15 protein-coding genes are annotated in these 14277 nt (G+C 56.6%); 11 read left to right on the top strand and 4 right to left on the bottom strand.

The window, feature by feature from the left end; genetic code table 11:
- Window positions 1-46 precede the first annotated feature (46 nt).
- Entirely contained in the window at window positions 47-733 is a 687-nt protein-coding gene (locus tag SOP97_RS08745; RefSeq protein ID WP_274088630.1) for a DUF6901 family protein, read from the top strand.
- Between the two features lie 39 nt (window positions 734-772).
- On the opposite strand, the gene SOP97_RS08750 is transcribed toward SOP97_RS08745, so the two are convergent.
- Window positions 773-1213, bottom strand: coding sequence for a universal stress protein (locus SOP97_RS08750; protein WP_274088629.1), 441 nt, complete (start codon window positions 1211-1213; stop codon window positions 773-775).
- Window positions 1214-1297: 84 nt separating this feature from the next.
- Here SOP97_RS08750 and SOP97_RS08755 point away from each other — a divergent pair, with 84 nt between their 5' ends.
- A complete protein-coding gene (locus SOP97_RS08755) occupies window positions 1298-1735 on the top strand; it encodes a hypothetical protein (protein WP_274088628.1) in 438 nt (145 codons plus the stop codon).
- A gap of 83 nt (window positions 1736-1818) precedes the next feature.
- Here the strand turns inward: SOP97_RS08755 and SOP97_RS08760 are convergent, their stop codons facing one another.
- Window positions 1819-2637 (bottom strand): hypothetical protein, encoded by an 819-nt coding sequence (locus tag SOP97_RS08760; RefSeq protein ID WP_322948961.1) that lies wholly within the window; start codon window positions 2635-2637, stop codon window positions 1819-1821.
- Window positions 2638-3120: 483 nt separating this feature from the next.
- Between SOP97_RS08760 and fadB the strand changes: the two genes are divergently transcribed.
- The 6 genes from fadB (at window position 3121) to SOP97_RS08790 (ending at window position 10432) form a co-directional block, all read left to right on the top strand.
- Window positions 3121-5268 (top strand): fatty acid oxidation complex subunit alpha FadB, encoded by a 2148-nt coding sequence (fadB, locus tag SOP97_RS08765; protein WP_274088626.1) that lies wholly within the window; start codon window positions 3121-3123, stop codon window positions 5266-5268.
- A 30-nt stretch (window positions 5269-5298) separates the two neighbouring features.
- Complete coding sequence (fadA, locus tag SOP97_RS08770) at window positions 5299-6474, top strand: acetyl-CoA C-acyltransferase FadA (RefSeq protein WP_274088625.1); 1176 nt, start codon at window positions 5299-5301, stop codon at window positions 6472-6474.
- Window positions 6475-6558: 84 nt separating this feature from the next.
- Window positions 6559-6795, top strand: a complete 237-nt coding sequence (locus SOP97_RS08775) for a DUF1653 domain-containing protein (protein ID WP_274088624.1) — start codon at window positions 6559-6561, stop codon at window positions 6793-6795.
- Window positions 6796-6920: 125 nt separating this feature from the next.
- The gene (topA, locus tag SOP97_RS08780; RefSeq protein ID WP_274088623.1) at window positions 6921-9530 is read left to right on the top strand and encodes a type I DNA topoisomerase; all 2610 of its coding nucleotides are present in this window, start codon (window positions 6921-6923) and stop codon (window positions 9528-9530) included.
- 71 nt (window positions 9531-9601) lie between these two features.
- Complete coding sequence (locus tag SOP97_RS08785) at window positions 9602-10120, top strand: DUF6586 family protein (RefSeq protein ID WP_274088668.1); 519 nt, start codon at window positions 9602-9604, stop codon at window positions 10118-10120.
- A gap of 78 nt (window positions 10121-10198) precedes the next feature.
- Window positions 10199-10432 (top strand): hypothetical protein, encoded by a 234-nt coding sequence (locus tag SOP97_RS08790; protein ID WP_090238248.1) that lies wholly within the window; start codon window positions 10199-10201, stop codon window positions 10430-10432.
- 111 nt (window positions 10433-10543) lie between these two features.
- On the opposite strand, the gene sulA is transcribed toward SOP97_RS08790, so the two are convergent.
- Complete coding sequence (gene sulA, locus SOP97_RS08795) at window positions 10544-11020, bottom strand: SOS-induced cell division inhibitor SulA (protein WP_274088622.1); 477 nt, start codon at window positions 11018-11020, stop codon at window positions 10544-10546.
- A gap of 74 nt (window positions 11021-11094) precedes the next feature.
- Entirely contained in the window at window positions 11095-11706 is a 612-nt protein-coding gene (gene lexA, locus SOP97_RS08800) for a transcriptional repressor LexA (RefSeq protein WP_322948962.1), read from the bottom strand.
- Window positions 11707-11977: 271 nt separating this feature from the next.
- Here lexA and SOP97_RS08805 point away from each other — a divergent pair, with 271 nt between their 5' ends.
- The 3 genes from SOP97_RS08805 to nagZ are packed head-to-tail and all read left to right on the top strand — an operon-like array spanning window position 11978 to window position 14277.
- Entirely contained in the window at window positions 11978-12685 is a 708-nt protein-coding gene (locus SOP97_RS08805) for a TetR/AcrR family transcriptional regulator (protein ID WP_274088667.1), read from the top strand.
- Between the two features lie 47 nt (window positions 12686-12732).
- Window positions 12733-13257 (top strand): L,D-transpeptidase, encoded by a 525-nt coding sequence (locus SOP97_RS08810; protein ID WP_274088620.1) that lies wholly within the window; start codon window positions 12733-12735, stop codon window positions 13255-13257.
- 21 nt (window positions 13258-13278) lie between these two features.
- Window positions 13279-14277 (top strand): beta-N-acetylhexosaminidase, encoded by a 999-nt coding sequence (gene nagZ, locus SOP97_RS08815; protein WP_274088619.1) that lies wholly within the window; start codon window positions 13279-13281, stop codon window positions 14275-14277.

Consider the following 14277-nt stretch of genomic DNA (forward strand, 5'->3'; position numbering starts at 1 on the left):
AAGTAGCGCGCTCAAATAGCATTCGGGCTTCTGGCGGAGACAGTCGATGGCCATCGAGTACAGCATTACTCTCGACGACGATCACCAGTTCAGTTATAGGATTGAGCTGGACCGGGTGTATGCAGCAGAGGCTGCGCAAAGTGCGCCAGCCTGGACGCGTCTGGAATATCAGCAGTGCAGTAATTGTCCGCTGAGCAAGGACAATTTCAGCCATTGCCCCGCAGCGGTTGATTTGCACCGGGTGATTGAGGATTTCCACGGCCTTCCGGCGTTCAAGAAGGCTGCTGTTTGGGTGCGTACGCCGGAGCGTGAGTACAACAAACAGGTTGGCTTGGACGAAGGGTTGCGCGCGCTGCTTGGGGTGATCATGGCAACCAGTGCGTGCCCGTTGCTGGGCAAGCTAAAGCCCATGGCGCAGCACCATCTGCCGTTCGCCAATAACCAGGAATTCATTCTGCGGGCTGTGTCGCTCTACCTCACTCAGCAGTATTTCAACCTGCGCGAGGGGCATACAGCTGACTGGCAATTAAAGGGGTTGGTTGAGGTTTTCCAGCAGTTGCAGCTGGTGAATCAGGCATTCTGGCAGCGTATTCATGCAACCTGTGATGGTGACTCGAACCTCAAGGCGTTTTTGACGTTCTTTTCGATGGCCTCAAGCATGACCTATTCGCTGGAGACGCAACTGCAGAAGATCCGCCCATTGGTCATGGGAACGCGCGACAGTAACGAATAACGCAAGCGCGGTTGGCGTTGCGTTATTCGTGCGCCGACGTTATTCGGCCTTCTTTAGCCGCACAGCCAGGACGTCACAGGGAGCGCCGTGCAGGACGTCGTTAGCGGTCGAGCCCAGTAGCAGGGCTAGGCCATGGCGGCCGTGGCTGCCGACAATTATCAGGTCGCATTGCTGTTCTTCGGCGAGGCGATGAATTTCCTGGCGCGGCTGGCCATAAGCCAGGTGGCGATGTTCGTCGCTAAGAGCGGGGTACTTGTCGGCAAATTTATCCAGGCGCTCGCGTGCTTGGTCGAACTGCTGTTGTTGCAGCATCGACAAGTCCATCGGCACGTCGCCGCCAAAGGCCATGGCCATGGGCTCGACGATATGCACCACGGATAATTTGGCGCCGCTGCTGGCTGCTAATTTCTGCGCTCGGTGCATAACCGGGTCGCATTCCTCGGTAAGGTCGACAGCGACCAGAATGTGCAGATAGGGCATGGATAGCTCCTTACATGTGGTTCGATGGTTTAAGTATGGCCTTCTTGAATGCATATAACAGGCTTTTGCCTGTGAGAGAACGATATGAGTCCTTGGTTTCTGGTTTTACTGCTGGCGGTCATGTTAAGCCCTTTGGCATGGCTGGCACCGTCACGCCGTCAGCGTGGGCAGATGGATGTGCGCCTGCAGGCTCGGCGTATGGGCGTGGCCATGCAATTGTCGCCGCAAGAGTGGCCGCACTGGTTGTTGCGTGAGCCACCGGGGTCGTGCCCGCAATATCACCAGGCGCGCCGGCGCGGTCAGGTCGATCGCTGGTGCTACTGGCAGTTGGAGCCGGGGCAGTGGGTCAATAAATGGCGCGAGCCCTGCGCCGATGAGACCTTGTTGACCGAGTTGCAGGCATTGCCGGCGGATGCGTTCAAGGTTGAAGCGACTGATCAGATGCTCTCGATATGCTGGGGCGAGCGGGGCGCTGGCGCGGCACTGGAAAAAGTTGTCGGCTTTCTCAAGGCCAGAGCCTGAGGCTAACAAAGGCCTTTGCAAGCACCGCGCTTGCCTGTGCCCAGGCAAGCCGCTGGAGCGAGTGCTGAGTGCGCCCGAGGCGATCAGAGATCGGTGGCTGCGTACTGGGTGGAAATCTGTTCGATGCCCTGAATAATGGTGTTGGAATACTTGCTGACCAGAAAGGGCACGCTGTTTTCGTTGTAGTTAATCAACGATTTTTCAATGTAGCGCCATTTGGTCGCGACCTCGCCCCAGGACTGCTTAAGTTGCGGGGTGTTTTGCGGGGCTTTCTGCAGTGTCGCCATCTTGCTGGCGAACTCGCTGACCATGTCCTCAATCGGCCGTGCATCGCCGCCGCCCATAAAAGTGGCGCCCACTGAAGTGCTACGTGAGGCGTAATCCACAGCGATGCCTTGCATCAACAGGCTTTGCTCGCGGCTATGCTGGGTCAGTGTGGGCACGCTGTAGCTGCCTTCTTGCTGAATCTTGCTGTAAAGCTCCTGGCTTAGGCTCATCAGCTGTTGGTTGCGCGCGGCCAGGTCGGCCACCGGCTGTAGGTCTGTATAACCCTGGGTTTTTAGTGCGTTAATCAGGTTATTGAGATCGCTCTGGTAGCCTTTCCATTGCTGGTCAAGCTGCGAGCGCAGGGCGTTTGAGCCCTCGCCAGGCATGTCTCTCAGCGCGCTTAGCTGGGTGTTCACCTCGCTGAGCGACTCATTGATCATCCGCGCATAGCGTTGATCGCCTTCCATACCGTTAAACATATAAAAATCGCCCAGCGTTTTTTGCGCGGCAAGACGTAGCTGGTGCAGGTTACGTAGGCTGGTGGCGGTTTCAGCGGCTTGGCTTGCGGCGCTGAACAGGGGGAGTGTGATTGCCAGTAGGGTGCTCAAAGCAATGGCAAGCGTGCGCCTCGACATAAGGAAACTCCGTGCGCCCTTGGTTGGGCTTTAATTGTTTTTGTTTTAGTTACGGGTGTCATAAACACGGCCGTATTGAGACGACTGTACCTGTAGCTAAAATATTTTGCTAGGTCGTCGCGGGTGCGCTTTTTTGCGTGGTTTTCTCGATAAGTAGCGCTATATCGCAGCGAATGGCTGCTTTTTCGAGGCGAAGCTATCGGGGCGCCAGTGCGCGTTTGAGCGTAACTTTTTGTACGTTATTGCCGCCGTTACGGGCCAATTGACAAGTCATGGCTTTTCCTTGAAGGTGTGCACACCCAAATCAAACGGGCGTATGAATTGAGCGTTTGCTTACTTAATCCATCGCCTTTACAACCCGAATATCGCGTCGGTGGGTGTGCCAGGCTGATTGGGGTTACTCTGATGCGGCCATGCCGTTGAGTAACTTGCTGGTTGGCTCCGATGTGTACTGTTCAGCTTCCATACCGTGGAGATCAGTTGATGATTTACGAAGGTAAAGCCATCACGGTTAAGGCTCTTGAGAGTGGCATCGTCGAATTGAAATTCGACCTCAAGGGTGAATCCGTCAACAAATTCAACCGTCTTACCCTCAATGAACTGCGTCAATCCGTTGATGCAATTAAGGCTGATGGTTCGATCAAAGGCGTGATTGTCACCAGTGGCAAAGACGTATTTATCGTCGGCGCCGACATCACCGAGTTCGTCGACAACTTCAAGTTGCCGGACGAAGAGCTGGTGGCTGGCAACCTCGAAGCCAACAAGATCTTCAGTGATTTTGAAGACCTCAATGTTCCGACTGTAGTCGCGATCAATGGCATCGCCTTGGGCGGTGGTTTTGAAATGTGCCTAGCTGCGGATTATCGCGTCATGGCCGAAAGCGCCAAAGTGGGCCTGCCGGAAGTCAAACTGGGCATCTACCCAGGCTTCGGCGGCACTGTGCGTCTGCCACGTGTTATCGGTGCTGATAACGCTGTGGAGTGGATTGCCAGCGGTAAAGAGAACAAAGCCGCTGATGCCCTGAAAATGGGTGCAGTGGATGCCGTGGTTGCTGCTGACAAGCTGCAAGCTGCTGCACTTGACCTGATTTCGCGCGCCATCTCTGGCGAGTTGGACTACAAGGCCAAGCGTCAGCCGAAGCTGGAAAAGCTCAAGCTCAACGCGATCGAGCAAATGATGTGCTTTGAAACCGCCAAAGGTTTCGTGGCCGGACAGGCTGGCCCGAACTACCCAGCGCCGGTTGAAGCCATCAAGACCATCCAGAAAGCGGCCAACATGGGGCGCGATAAGGCCTTGGAAGTTGAAGCTGCCGGCTTCGTTAAACTGGCTAAAACGCCAGTGGCTGCCAGCTTGATCGGCCTGTTCCTGAATGATCAGGATCTTAAGAAAAAAGCCAAACAGCACGACGAAATCGCTAAAGACGTGAAGCTGGCTGCCGTTCTCGGTGCTGGCATCATGGGTGGCGGTATTGCCTACCAGTCCGCGTCCAAGGGCACCCCGATCCTGATGAAGGATATCCGTGAAGAGGGTATCCAGATGGGCTTGGCCGAGGCGTCCAAGCTGCTCGGTGGCCGTGTTGCTAAAGGTCGTATGACCCCGGCGAAGATGGCAGAAGCCCTCACCGCCATTCGTCCGACCATGTCCTATGGCGATTTCGGCGCTGTCGACATCGTTGTCGAAGCGGTCGTCGAAAACCCTAAGGTCAAGCAGATCGTGCTGGCTGAAGTGGAAGGCATGGTACGTGAGGATGCAATCCTGGCGTCGAACACCTCGACTATCTCCATCAGCTTGCTGGCCAAGGCGCTCAAGCGTCCGGAAAACTTCGTTGGCATGCACTTCTTCAACCCTGTGCACATGATGCCGCTGGTTGAAGTTATTCGTGGCGAGAAATCCAGCGACGTAGCTGTGGCTACAACCGTCGCTTACGCCAAAAAAATGGGCAAGACCCCGGTTGTGGTCAATGACTGCCCAGGCTTCCTGGTCAACCGCGTGCTGTTCCCCTACTTCGGTGGTTTCGCCAAGCTGGTCAGCGCGGGCGTCGACTTTGTGCGCATCGATAAGGTGATGGAGAAGTTCGGCTGGCCAATGGGCCCGGCGTACCTGATGGACGTGGTCGGCATCGACACCGGTCATCACGGTCGCGACGTAATGGCCGAAGGCTTCCCAGACCGCATGAAAGACGATCGTCGCTCGGCAGTCGATGCACTGTACGAAGCTGATCGCCTGGGTCAGAAGAACGGTAAAGGCTTCTACGCCTACGAGCTGGATAAGCGCGGCAAGCAGAAGAAAGTTGCTGACCCTGCTGTTCTCGAAGTGCTCAAGCCCATCATCTTTGAGCAGCGTGAAGTCACCGACGAAGACATCATCAACTGGATGATGATCCCGTTGTGCATGGAAACTGTTCGTTGCTTGGAAGATGGCATCGTCGAGACCGCTGCCGAGGCCGATATGGGTCTTGTTTACGGCATCGGCTTCCCGCCCTTCCGCGGTGGTGCGCTGCGTTACATCGATACCGTCGGTGTGGCTGAGTTCGTTGCCCTGGCCGACAAATATGCCGAGCTGGGCGCGCTGTACACCCCGACTGCCAAGCTTCGCGAAATGGCCGCTAAGGGCCAGAAGTTTTTCGGTTAATCGCGGACAGACTAGAGCGAGAGTAAATTTATGAGCCTGAATCCTAGAGATGCAGTCATTGTCGACTTCGGTCGTACCCCAATGGGTCGTTCCAAGGGCGGCATGCATCGCAATACCCGTGCCGAGACCATGTCGGCCAACCTGATCAGTGGCGTGCTGGCACGTAACACCAAGGTCGATCCGTCTGAAGTGGAAGACGTAATCTGGGGCTGCGTTAACCAGACCCTGGAGCAGGGCTGGAACATCGCACGCATGGCGTCGCTGATGACCCAGATCCCTCACACCGCTGCTGGCCAGACTGTGAGCCGCCTGTGCGGTTCGTCCATGAGCGCGCTGCACACTGCTGTGCAGGCGATCCAGACCGGTAACGGCGATGTGTTCGTTGTCGGCGGTGTGGAGCACATGGGCCACGTTGGCATGATGCACGGCGTTGATCCAAACCCGCACTTGTCGCTGTATGCGGCCAAAGCCTCGGGCATGATGGGTCTGACGGCTGAAATGCTCGGCAAAATGCATGGCATTAGCCGTGAGCAGCAAGATGCATTCGGTGAGCGTTCGCACCGTCTGGCTCAGAAAGCTACCGTTGAAGGCAAGTTCAAGGATGAAATCATCCCGATGCAAGGCTACGACGAGAATGGCTTCCTGAAGGTCTTCGACTACGACGAAACCATTCGTCCGGAAACCACCCTGGCGAGCCTGGCTGCACTGAAGCCAGCGTTCAACCCGAAGGGCGGCACCGTGACTGCAGGTACGTCCTCGCAGATCACTGACGGCGCTTCCTGCATGATCGTCATGAGTGCTCAGCGCGCTCAGGACCTCGGCATCCAGCCAATGGCAGTGGTTCGTGCCATGGCTGTTGCCGGTGTTGACCCGGCGATCATGGGTTACGGTCCAGTACCGTCGACTCATAAAGCCCTTAAGCGTGCGGGTCTGACCATCAATGACATCGACTTCTTCGAGCTCAACGAAGCCTTCGCTGCTCAGGCTCTGCCTGTGCTGAAGGACTTGAAAGTGCTCGATAAGATGGAAGAGAAGGTCAACCTGCACGGCGGCGCAATCGCTCTGGGTCACCCGTTCGGTTGTTCCGGTGCGCGTATCTCCGGTACCCTGCTCAACGTGATGAAGCAGAATGGTGGCACCTTCGGTGTGTCGACCATGTGCGTAGGTCTCGGCCAAGGCATCACCACCGTCTTCGAACGCATCTAAGTTGTAGTCGATGTAGAAGGTGGAAAACCGGGGCCAAGTGCCCCGGTTTTTGTTTTTAGTAGAAAATCTTTAAGGAATTCATCCATGCAGTTACAGCCTGGCCTCTATCGTCACTACAAAGGCCCGGAATACCGGGTATTTGGCGTGGCGCAGCATTCTGAAACGCAGCAGCTGGAGGTGGTCTATCAGGCGCTGTACGGCGAGTTTGGCCTTTGGGTGAGGCCGCTTGAGATGTTCTGTGAGAGCGTTCAGGTGGACGGCGAGACGGTTCCACGCTTTGCTTTGATTCAGGCTGAAACAGCATTGTTTACTCGGCCTTGAGCTGACATCGGGCCACCGCTGCGCTTGACCTTAGCCGGACCGCCACTATATATAGCGGTGCCGCGCTAACAGGCAGTCACCGCGCCTCCCGCATTTATTTACCGAATTCAGGAAATTTCCAATCCATGGGCAAATCGCTGGTCATCGTGGAATCCCCGGCCAAGGCCAAGACCATCAACAAGTACTTGGGCAACGAGTACGTGGTGAAGTCGAGCATCGGCCACATCCGTGACCTACCCACCAGTGGTTCGGCGAGCACCGCCAAAGAGCCGGCCAAGCGTGGCAAAGCCGCTGCAGGTGAAGTACCTGCGCTGTCGCCCAAGGAAAAAGCCAAGCGCCAGCTGATCGCGCGCATGGGGGTTGATCCCGAGCATGGCTGGAAAGCCAAGTACGAGATCCTTCCAGGCAAAGAGAAGGTGGTCGAGGAATTGCGCCGTTTGGCCAAGGATGCCGACACCATCTATCTCGCAACCGACTTGGACCGCGAGGGGGAAGCCATTGCCTGGCACTTGCGCGAATCCATCGGCGGTGATGACAGCCGCTATAAGCGCGTGGTGTTCAACGAAATTACCAAGAAGGCCATCCAGGACGCGTTTTCCAAGCCCGGTGAGCTGGATATCAACCGGGTTAACGCCCAGCAAGCGCGGCGCTTTCTCGATCGCGTGGTGGGCTACATGGTCTCGCCATTGCTGTGGGCCAAGATTGCCCGTGGTCTGTCTGCCGGCCGCGTGCAATCGGTAGCGGTAAAGCTGGTGGTCGAACGTGAAAAAGAGATTCGCGCGTTCGTCCCCGAAGAATATTGGGAAGTGCATGCCGATCTAGGCACGGCCAAAGGCGCGAATGTGCGCTTCGAAGTGGCGCGCGAGAACGGCGCTGCCTTCAAGCCGCTGAGCGAGGCCCAGGCCATGGCGGCCTTGGCTACGCTAAAAGCGTCTAGCTACACCGTCAGCAAGCGTGAAGACAAGCCGACCAGCAGCAAGCCTTCCGCGCCGTTTATTACCTCCACCCTGCAACAGGCTGCCAGTAACCGCCTGGGCTTTGGGGTGAAGAAGACCATGATGATGGCCCAGCGTCTTTATGAGGCTGGCTACATCACCTATATGCGTACTGACTCGACCAACCTCTCGGCTGACGCTGTGAGCATGGTGCGTGACTTTATTGAAGGCGAGTTTGGCAAGAAGTACCTGCCAGCCAACCCGATTGCCTACAGCAGTAAAGAAGGTGCACAGGAAGCGCACGAAGCGATTCGTCCTTCCGACGTCAACCTCAAGCCGACCCAGTTGTCAGGCATGGAGCGTGACGCCGAGCGCCTGTATGAGCTGATCTGGCGCCAGTTCGTGGCCTGTCAGATGCCACCGGCTGAATACCTGTCGACCACTGTGACGGTGACGGCTGCGCAGTTCGAACTACGCGCCAAGGGGCGTATTCTCAAGTTCGACGGTTATACCCGTGCGCTGCCGCAGCTGAGTAAGCCGGGCGACGATGATGTACTGCCGGAAATGGATCAGGGCGAAGTGCTCAAGCTGGTCAAGCTCGACCCGAGCCAGCACTTCACTAAGCCGCCGGCGCGCTACTCGGAAGCGAGCCTGGTTAAAGAGATGGAAAAGCGCGGCATTGGCCGTCCTTCGACCTATGCAGCGATCATCGGCACCATCCAGGATCGTGGTTATGTGGCATTACACAACCGCCGTTTCTACTCTGAAAAAATGGGTGACATCGTCACCGAGCGTTTGTCCGAAAGCTTCTCCAATTTGATGGATTACGGCTTTACAGCCGGTATGGAAGAAAATCTGGACGATGTGGCTCACGGCGAGCGCGAGTGGAAAAATGTACTAGACGAGTTCTACGGTGACTTCAAGAAGAAGCTTGAAGTTGCAAGCGACAGCGTTAACGGCATGCGTGCCAACACACCTACGCTGACGGATATCGCCTGCCGCGACTGTGCGCGACCAATGACCATTCGCACGGCGTCTACCGGTGTGTTCCTTGGTTGTTCGGGCTATGCGTTGCCGCCTAAAGAGCGTTGCAAGGCCACCGTCAATCTGGTACCGGGTGATGAAATCGCCGCTGACGATGAAGGTGAGTCTGAGTCGCGCGTGTTGCTCGGTAAGCACCGTTGTCCGATCTGTTCGACGGCTATGGATGCCTATCTGCTCGATGAAACCCGCAAACTGCATATCTGCGGTAATAACCCAGATTGCGTGGGTTATGAGGTTGAACAGGGCCAGTACCGTATTAAGGGCTATGAAGGTCCGAGCCTGGACTGCGACAAGTGTGGCAGCCAGATGCAGCTCAAGACCGGGCGCTTTGGCAAGTTCTTCGGCTGTACCAACAGCGAATGTAAGAACACCCGCAAACTGCTGAAAAGCGGTGAAGCGGCACCGCCGAAAATGGACCCGGTGAAAATGCCGGAGCTCAAGTGCGAGAAGGTCAACGACACTTACATCTTGCGTGACGGTGCCTCGGGTTTATTCTTGGCCGCTAGCCAGTTTCCGAAGAACCGTGAAACCCGCGCTCCGCTGGTGTTGGAGTTGATTCCACACCGCGATGAAATCGATCCCAAGTATCACTTCCTTTGTGATGCGCCGAAGAAGGACCCTCAAGGTCGTGCTGCGGTGATTCGTTTCAGTCGCAAAACCAAGGAGCAGTACGTGCAGACTGAGGTCGATGGCAAGCCGACCGGCTGGCGTGCATTCTTCGATGGCGGTAAGTGGAAAGTCGAAGATAAGAGCTGATCTAGCTGTACGCGCGCTTGCCGTGGGCGAGTGCGCGTATGCTTATCCAATCCGTAATGGAGGGCGCCGCAATGGCCAATGAGCTCTATACCCGTACTAATCAGAAAATCTTCTATGCAGGCCTGGCGCTAGACTCCTGGCGTAACGCCGAGAAAGCACAGAACATGAATGCGCTGGCTTTGATTCAGGCTGAGCGTGAGGCGGCGCTGTTTCATCTTTATGGGGCCCTGCTAGGGCTGTGCCATGAGATTGCTGGCTATTACCGCTTGCCTGATAGTTCCGCTCCGCAGGCTGAGCGCTTTCTCACTCCGGCTGTGTTGCAAGCCGCGCCGAGCCAGGAGCTGGGCGAGTTGGTTGAGTTGGCGCAATCAGCTGATAGCTGGGTTGCTGAGTTGCTGAAAGCGTATGCCGCGCTATTTCAGCCGCCTCAAGCGGGTAAGAAGGTCAAAGTTGACCCTAGTACGCCGCTGATAACTGCGGTTAGCTTGGATGATGAAGTCGAGCCCCTGACTCATCAGGCGCTGGAGGCGTGGCGGCAACAATTGAAGGCTCTGGCGCAGCGCTTTCGCGAAACATTGAGCGAATGGTGACAGGCTGATTTGACCGGTGGGCTAGGGCGGGCTCAGGTCGGCTGTTACAATGCCGGTCTTTCGTGGAGAGCTAACGCAATGCCTACATCCTTCCTGGAAATTGTCGAACTGCCTGACGGACGCATTGCCCTGCGCCGTGCAGAGGATGAAGAGTCGTTGGTCGTGCTGGATTTTTCTGCCGACGCCAAAGCGTTTCTGCAGGGGCAGCATGTTGAAGTGGCCAAAGCCATGCTCAATGTCGGTGTGCAAATGGCTGGGCGCTTAGCTGAAAATAACTTTCAGCATGAAGAAGGGCCGCGTGTACTGCATTGAAAGTAGGGCTTTTTCAGCGCTGGCTTAGCGTGCTCTGTTAGTTGCAGGTGGCCCTTTTAGCAAGGACCTAGTGGCTAAAAATGCACATTCCTTGTGCGTTGCACTGGTCGATCATCCCAGGCTGATATTTAGGCTTTGTGCCTTACCTTGGTGGGCCGCTTGAACAAGGCGTTGGCGTGCCTGGCGCTCAAGAGGGTGAAGCCAACTGACGACGGTATGGCTCCGGCCTAGCTTCAAGGCCTGTTGGGCCAGCTCTAATGGACTTTGCTCTCCGCGTGGGTGGAGCAGCAGGATACGTTCGCGGTTAAGGCCTGCCTCGCGTAGCCACGCTTGGGTCAAGCTTGATGGTGGGGCGATCAGGGTCAACCAGCGTTCGTCATGGTTCTCGCTGAGTTGGCGCAATACCGGTGCGAGTAAATTTAGGCAGTGTCCTGCTGCGCCGCGCAACGACAGTTCACTGAATGCTTCGCCCTCATCATCCTGCCAAGGCAGTTCGCCGCTCTCGGCAAACAAGGGTGGCGTGGTTGAGGCTAGAAAAGCATCGAACAGCGGTAGTTGTGTACGGTTCAGTGATTGTGGGAACTGCATAGATCCTCCACTCGCAGGTGTTAGCAAATTGCCTGCATTGTCGGTACTGCGTTAGAAAGGCCTCACTTGTCGCTTCACCGGCGGATAACGCCGACGCTCAGGCCTTCAATAATCAGATCCTGTTCTGCCAGATCCACTTCGATTGGCGCGAACTCCGGGTTTTCGGCAATCAGCCAGACTTTGTTGCCTTCACGCTTGAAGCGTTTGACCGTAACTTCATCATCGAGGCGTGCCACGACTACCTGGCCATTACGCACTTCACGGGTCGTGTGTACGGCCAGTAGGTCACCATCGAGGATGCCGATATCCTTCATGCTCATGCCGCGTACGCGCAGCAGATAATCGGCTTTGGGATGGAAAAATTCTGGGTTAATGCGGCACGATTCTTCAATGTGTTGCTGCGCGAGGATGGGTGCGCCGGCGGCTACACGGCCGATTACCGGCAAGCCTGGCTCTTCCTCGGCATTGGGCTCAAAGCCTGGGATGCGAATGCCGCGCGAAGCTCCGGGGGTCATTTCGATGGCGCCTTTGCGGGCAAGCGCCTTGAGGTGTTCTTCCGCTGCATTGGGTGATTTGAAACCCAGTTTTAAGGCAATTTCTGCGCGGGTAGGCGGATAGCCGTTGTCTTCAAGACATTGCTTGATGAAGGCGAGAATTTCAGCTTGGCGCGGCGTCAGTTTAAGCATGATCGACTCTGTCTTTTTGTACAGTGACTGGGATTATATACAGTGATTGCAGGTTGGCAATCCTTACGTTCTGATCTGTACTTTATTCATCTCTATATAGTCACTCGCGTGGCGCTACTATTCAGGTGTTGCAGGGTGGCTAGCCAGGGTCGGGATTCGGGGTTGCTGGGCGATGTGTGACCAGTCGGCCACAAGATGGTCGGCCCCGCTTGACAAGGCAGGTAGCTGAAACGTATGTTTCAAACAAGTGTTTGTTCAGATGAAAAAAGTCATGGCGCAGTCGGAAACCGTTGAACGCATTCTCGATGCGGCAGAGCAGCTTTTTGCGGAGAAGGGTTTCGCAGAAACGTCTCTGCGTTTGATCACCAGTAAGGCTGGGGTGAACTTGGCCGCGGTGAACTATCACTTTGGCTCGAAGAAAGCCCTGATTCAGGCGGTTTTTTCACGCTTCCTTGGGCCTTTCTGCGCAAGCCTGGAGCGCGAGCTGGATCGTCGTCAGGCTAAGCCCGATGCCAAGGTCAGTCTAGAAGAGCTGCTTGAGCTGTTGGTCGAGCAGGCGCTGGCAGTAAAGCCGCGCAGCGGTAACGATCTTTCAATATTCATGCGTTTGCTTGGTTTGGCGTTTAGTCAAAGCCAGGGGCATTTGCGTAAATATCTGGAAGAGGTGTACGGCAAGGTCTTCCGTCGCTACATGCAGTTGGTGCATGAAGCCGCTCCACGCATTCCGCCATTGGAGCTGTTTTGGCGGGTGCACTTTATGCTCGGCGCTGCAGCGTTCAGCATGTCCGGGATCAAGGCCCTACGGGCTATGTCGGAAACTGATTTTGGGGTTAATACCTCGATTGAGCAGGTGATGCGTTTGATGGTGCCATTTCTGGCTGCCGGCATGCGTTCGGAAACCGGCCTGACCGATGAAGCCCTGGCCAGCGCCCAGCTTAAACCGCGCACCAAGACTCCCGCGGTCCCCAGCAAAGTTTGACCTCGGCGGGTGGGCTTGGTGGATGCTATCCGCTAAGCTAGCCGCCCATGATTGCTCTCGATTTTCTGCATATTTCCCTCGCCGATCAGTGCCTGTATGGCTTTGCCAATGGGCAGCTGCACCTTCGCCTGCGTGTTTCCACCGCGCTCAATGGTGCAGGTGAGCGCAATGGCTCCGGCTGTACGCCGCGCGGCTTGCACCAGGTGCGGGCGAAGATTGGTGCTGGCTTGCCCAGTGGTGCCGTGTTGCGCGGGCGACGTTGGACGGGCGAGGTCTGGTCGTCAGCGTTGCATGCTCAATTCCCCGGTCGTGACTGGATTCTTACGCGTATTCTCTGGCTCAGCGGTTGTGAGCTAGGGCGCAATCGTTTGGGCGCTGTCGATACCTTTCGCCGCTATATCTACATACACGGTACGCCGGACAGCGAGCCCATGGGCGTAGCGTTGTCCCATGGCTGTGTGCGCATGCGCAACAGTGATTTGCTGACGCTGTTTGCGCGGGTGCCGGCCCGCTGTGCGGTTCAGATTGACGAGGCCGCCTGTCCCGATTGGGCGGCCGCGCCTCTTATTTAAGGATGACTTGTGAGTTCACCCATGCACGGTTCATTAATGCTGGATATCGCCGGTACCTGGCTGACGGCGGAGGATCGACAGCTTCTGCGCCAGCCGCAGGTAGCCGGGTTGATTCTGTTTGCACGCAATATCGAAGACCCGCGCCAGGTACGCGAACTGTCTGCGGCCATTCGCGCTGTGCGGCCCGATTTGCTGTTGGCGGTCGATCAAGAAGGCGGCCGTGTGCAGCGTCTGCGTCAGGGTTTTTTGCGTCTGCCGGCCATGCGTGCGCTGGCCGATAACGCCAATGCCGAACATTTGGCTGAGCAGTGTGGCTGGGTGATGGCCACTGAAGTGCTGGCTGCTGGCTTGGACCTGAGTTTTGCGCCGGTGCTGGATCTCGATCATCAGCGCAGTGCGGTGGTTGGTAGTCGTGCTTTTGAAGGCGATGCGCAGCGCGCAACCCAGCTGGCCGGCGCCTTTATCCGCGGCATGAATGCTGCCGGTATGGCTGCTTGCGGTAAGCATTTCCCGGGGCATGGTTGGGCTGAGGCGGATTCTCACGTGGCCATTCCGGTCGATGAGCGCAGCCTGGATGACATTCGAGCCAAGGACCTGCTGCCGTTTCGTCAGTTAAGTCAGCAGTTGGCAGCGGTAATGCCCGCTCATGTCATCTACCCGCAGGTGGATGACAGCCCGGCTGGTTTCTCGCGGCGCTGGTTGCAGGACATTCTGCGCGGTGAGTTAGGTTTTGAGGGCGTGATCTTCAGTGACGATCTTTCCATGGCCGGCGCCCATGTAGTGGGTGACGCGGCGTGCCGTATCGAGGCAGCGCTGTCGGCGGGATGTGACATGGGTTTGGTGTGCAATGACCGGGCAGCAGCAGAGCTGGCTTTGGCTGCCTTGCAGCGGCTCAATGTTCTACCGCCCATGGGGCTTGCGCGCATGCGTCGTAGGGCTTTCCCAGGTGTTGAATATCGGCAGGATCCGCGTTGGCTTGCTGCGCTTGGCAGTTTGCGTGATGCGCAATTAATCGACTGA

Source organism: Pseudomonas spirodelae, from assembly GCF_034653255.1.
GTDB lineage: Bacteria > Pseudomonadota > Gammaproteobacteria > Pseudomonadales > Pseudomonadaceae > Aquipseudomonas > Aquipseudomonas spirodelae.

Bases quoted from the DNA above. Each gene is read 5' to 3' on its own strand.
- fadA (WP_274088625.1), top strand. From the start codon at position 5,299: ATGAGCCTGAATCCTAGAGATGCAGTCATTGTCGACTTCGGTCGTACC.
- SOP97_RS08760 (WP_322948961.1), bottom strand. From the start codon at position 2,637: ATGTCGAGGCGCACGCTTGCCATTGCTTTGAGCACCCTACTGGCAATC.
- fadB (WP_274088626.1), top strand. From the start codon at position 3,121: ATGATTTACGAAGGTAAAGCCATCACGGTTAAGGCTCTTGAGAGTGGC.
- sulA (WP_274088622.1), bottom strand. From the start codon at position 11,020: ATGCAGTTCCCACAATCACTGAACCGTACACAACTACCGCTGTTCGAT.
- SOP97_RS08810 (WP_274088620.1), top strand. From the start codon at position 12,733: ATGATTGCTCTCGATTTTCTGCATATTTCCCTCGCCGATCAGTGCCTG.
- topA (WP_274088623.1), top strand. From the start codon at position 6,921: ATGGGCAAATCGCTGGTCATCGTGGAATCCCCGGCCAAGGCCAAGACC.
- SOP97_RS08785 (WP_274088668.1), top strand. From the start codon at position 9,602: ATGGCCAATGAGCTCTATACCCGTACTAATCAGAAAATCTTCTATGCA.
- SOP97_RS08755 (WP_274088628.1), top strand. From the start codon at position 1,298: ATGAGTCCTTGGTTTCTGGTTTTACTGCTGGCGGTCATGTTAAGCCCT.
- SOP97_RS08790 (WP_090238248.1), top strand. From the start codon at position 10,199: ATGCCTACATCCTTCCTGGAAATTGTCGAACTGCCTGACGGACGCATT.
- SOP97_RS08805 (WP_274088667.1), top strand. From the start codon at position 11,978: ATGGCGCAGTCGGAAACCGTTGAACGCATTCTCGATGCGGCAGAGCAG.
- lexA (WP_322948962.1), bottom strand. From the start codon at position 11,706: ATGCTTAAACTGACGCCGCGCCAAGCTGAAATTCTCGCCTTCATCAAG.
- nagZ (WP_274088619.1), top strand. From the start codon at position 13,279: ATGCACGGTTCATTAATGCTGGATATCGCCGGTACCTGGCTGACGGCG.
- SOP97_RS08745 (WP_274088630.1), top strand. From the start codon at position 47: ATGGCCATCGAGTACAGCATTACTCTCGACGACGATCACCAGTTCAGT.
- SOP97_RS08775 (WP_274088624.1), top strand. From the start codon at position 6,559: ATGCAGTTACAGCCTGGCCTCTATCGTCACTACAAAGGCCCGGAATAC.
- SOP97_RS08750 (WP_274088629.1), bottom strand. From the start codon at position 1,213: ATGCCCTATCTGCACATTCTGGTCGCTGTCGACCTTACCGAGGAATGC.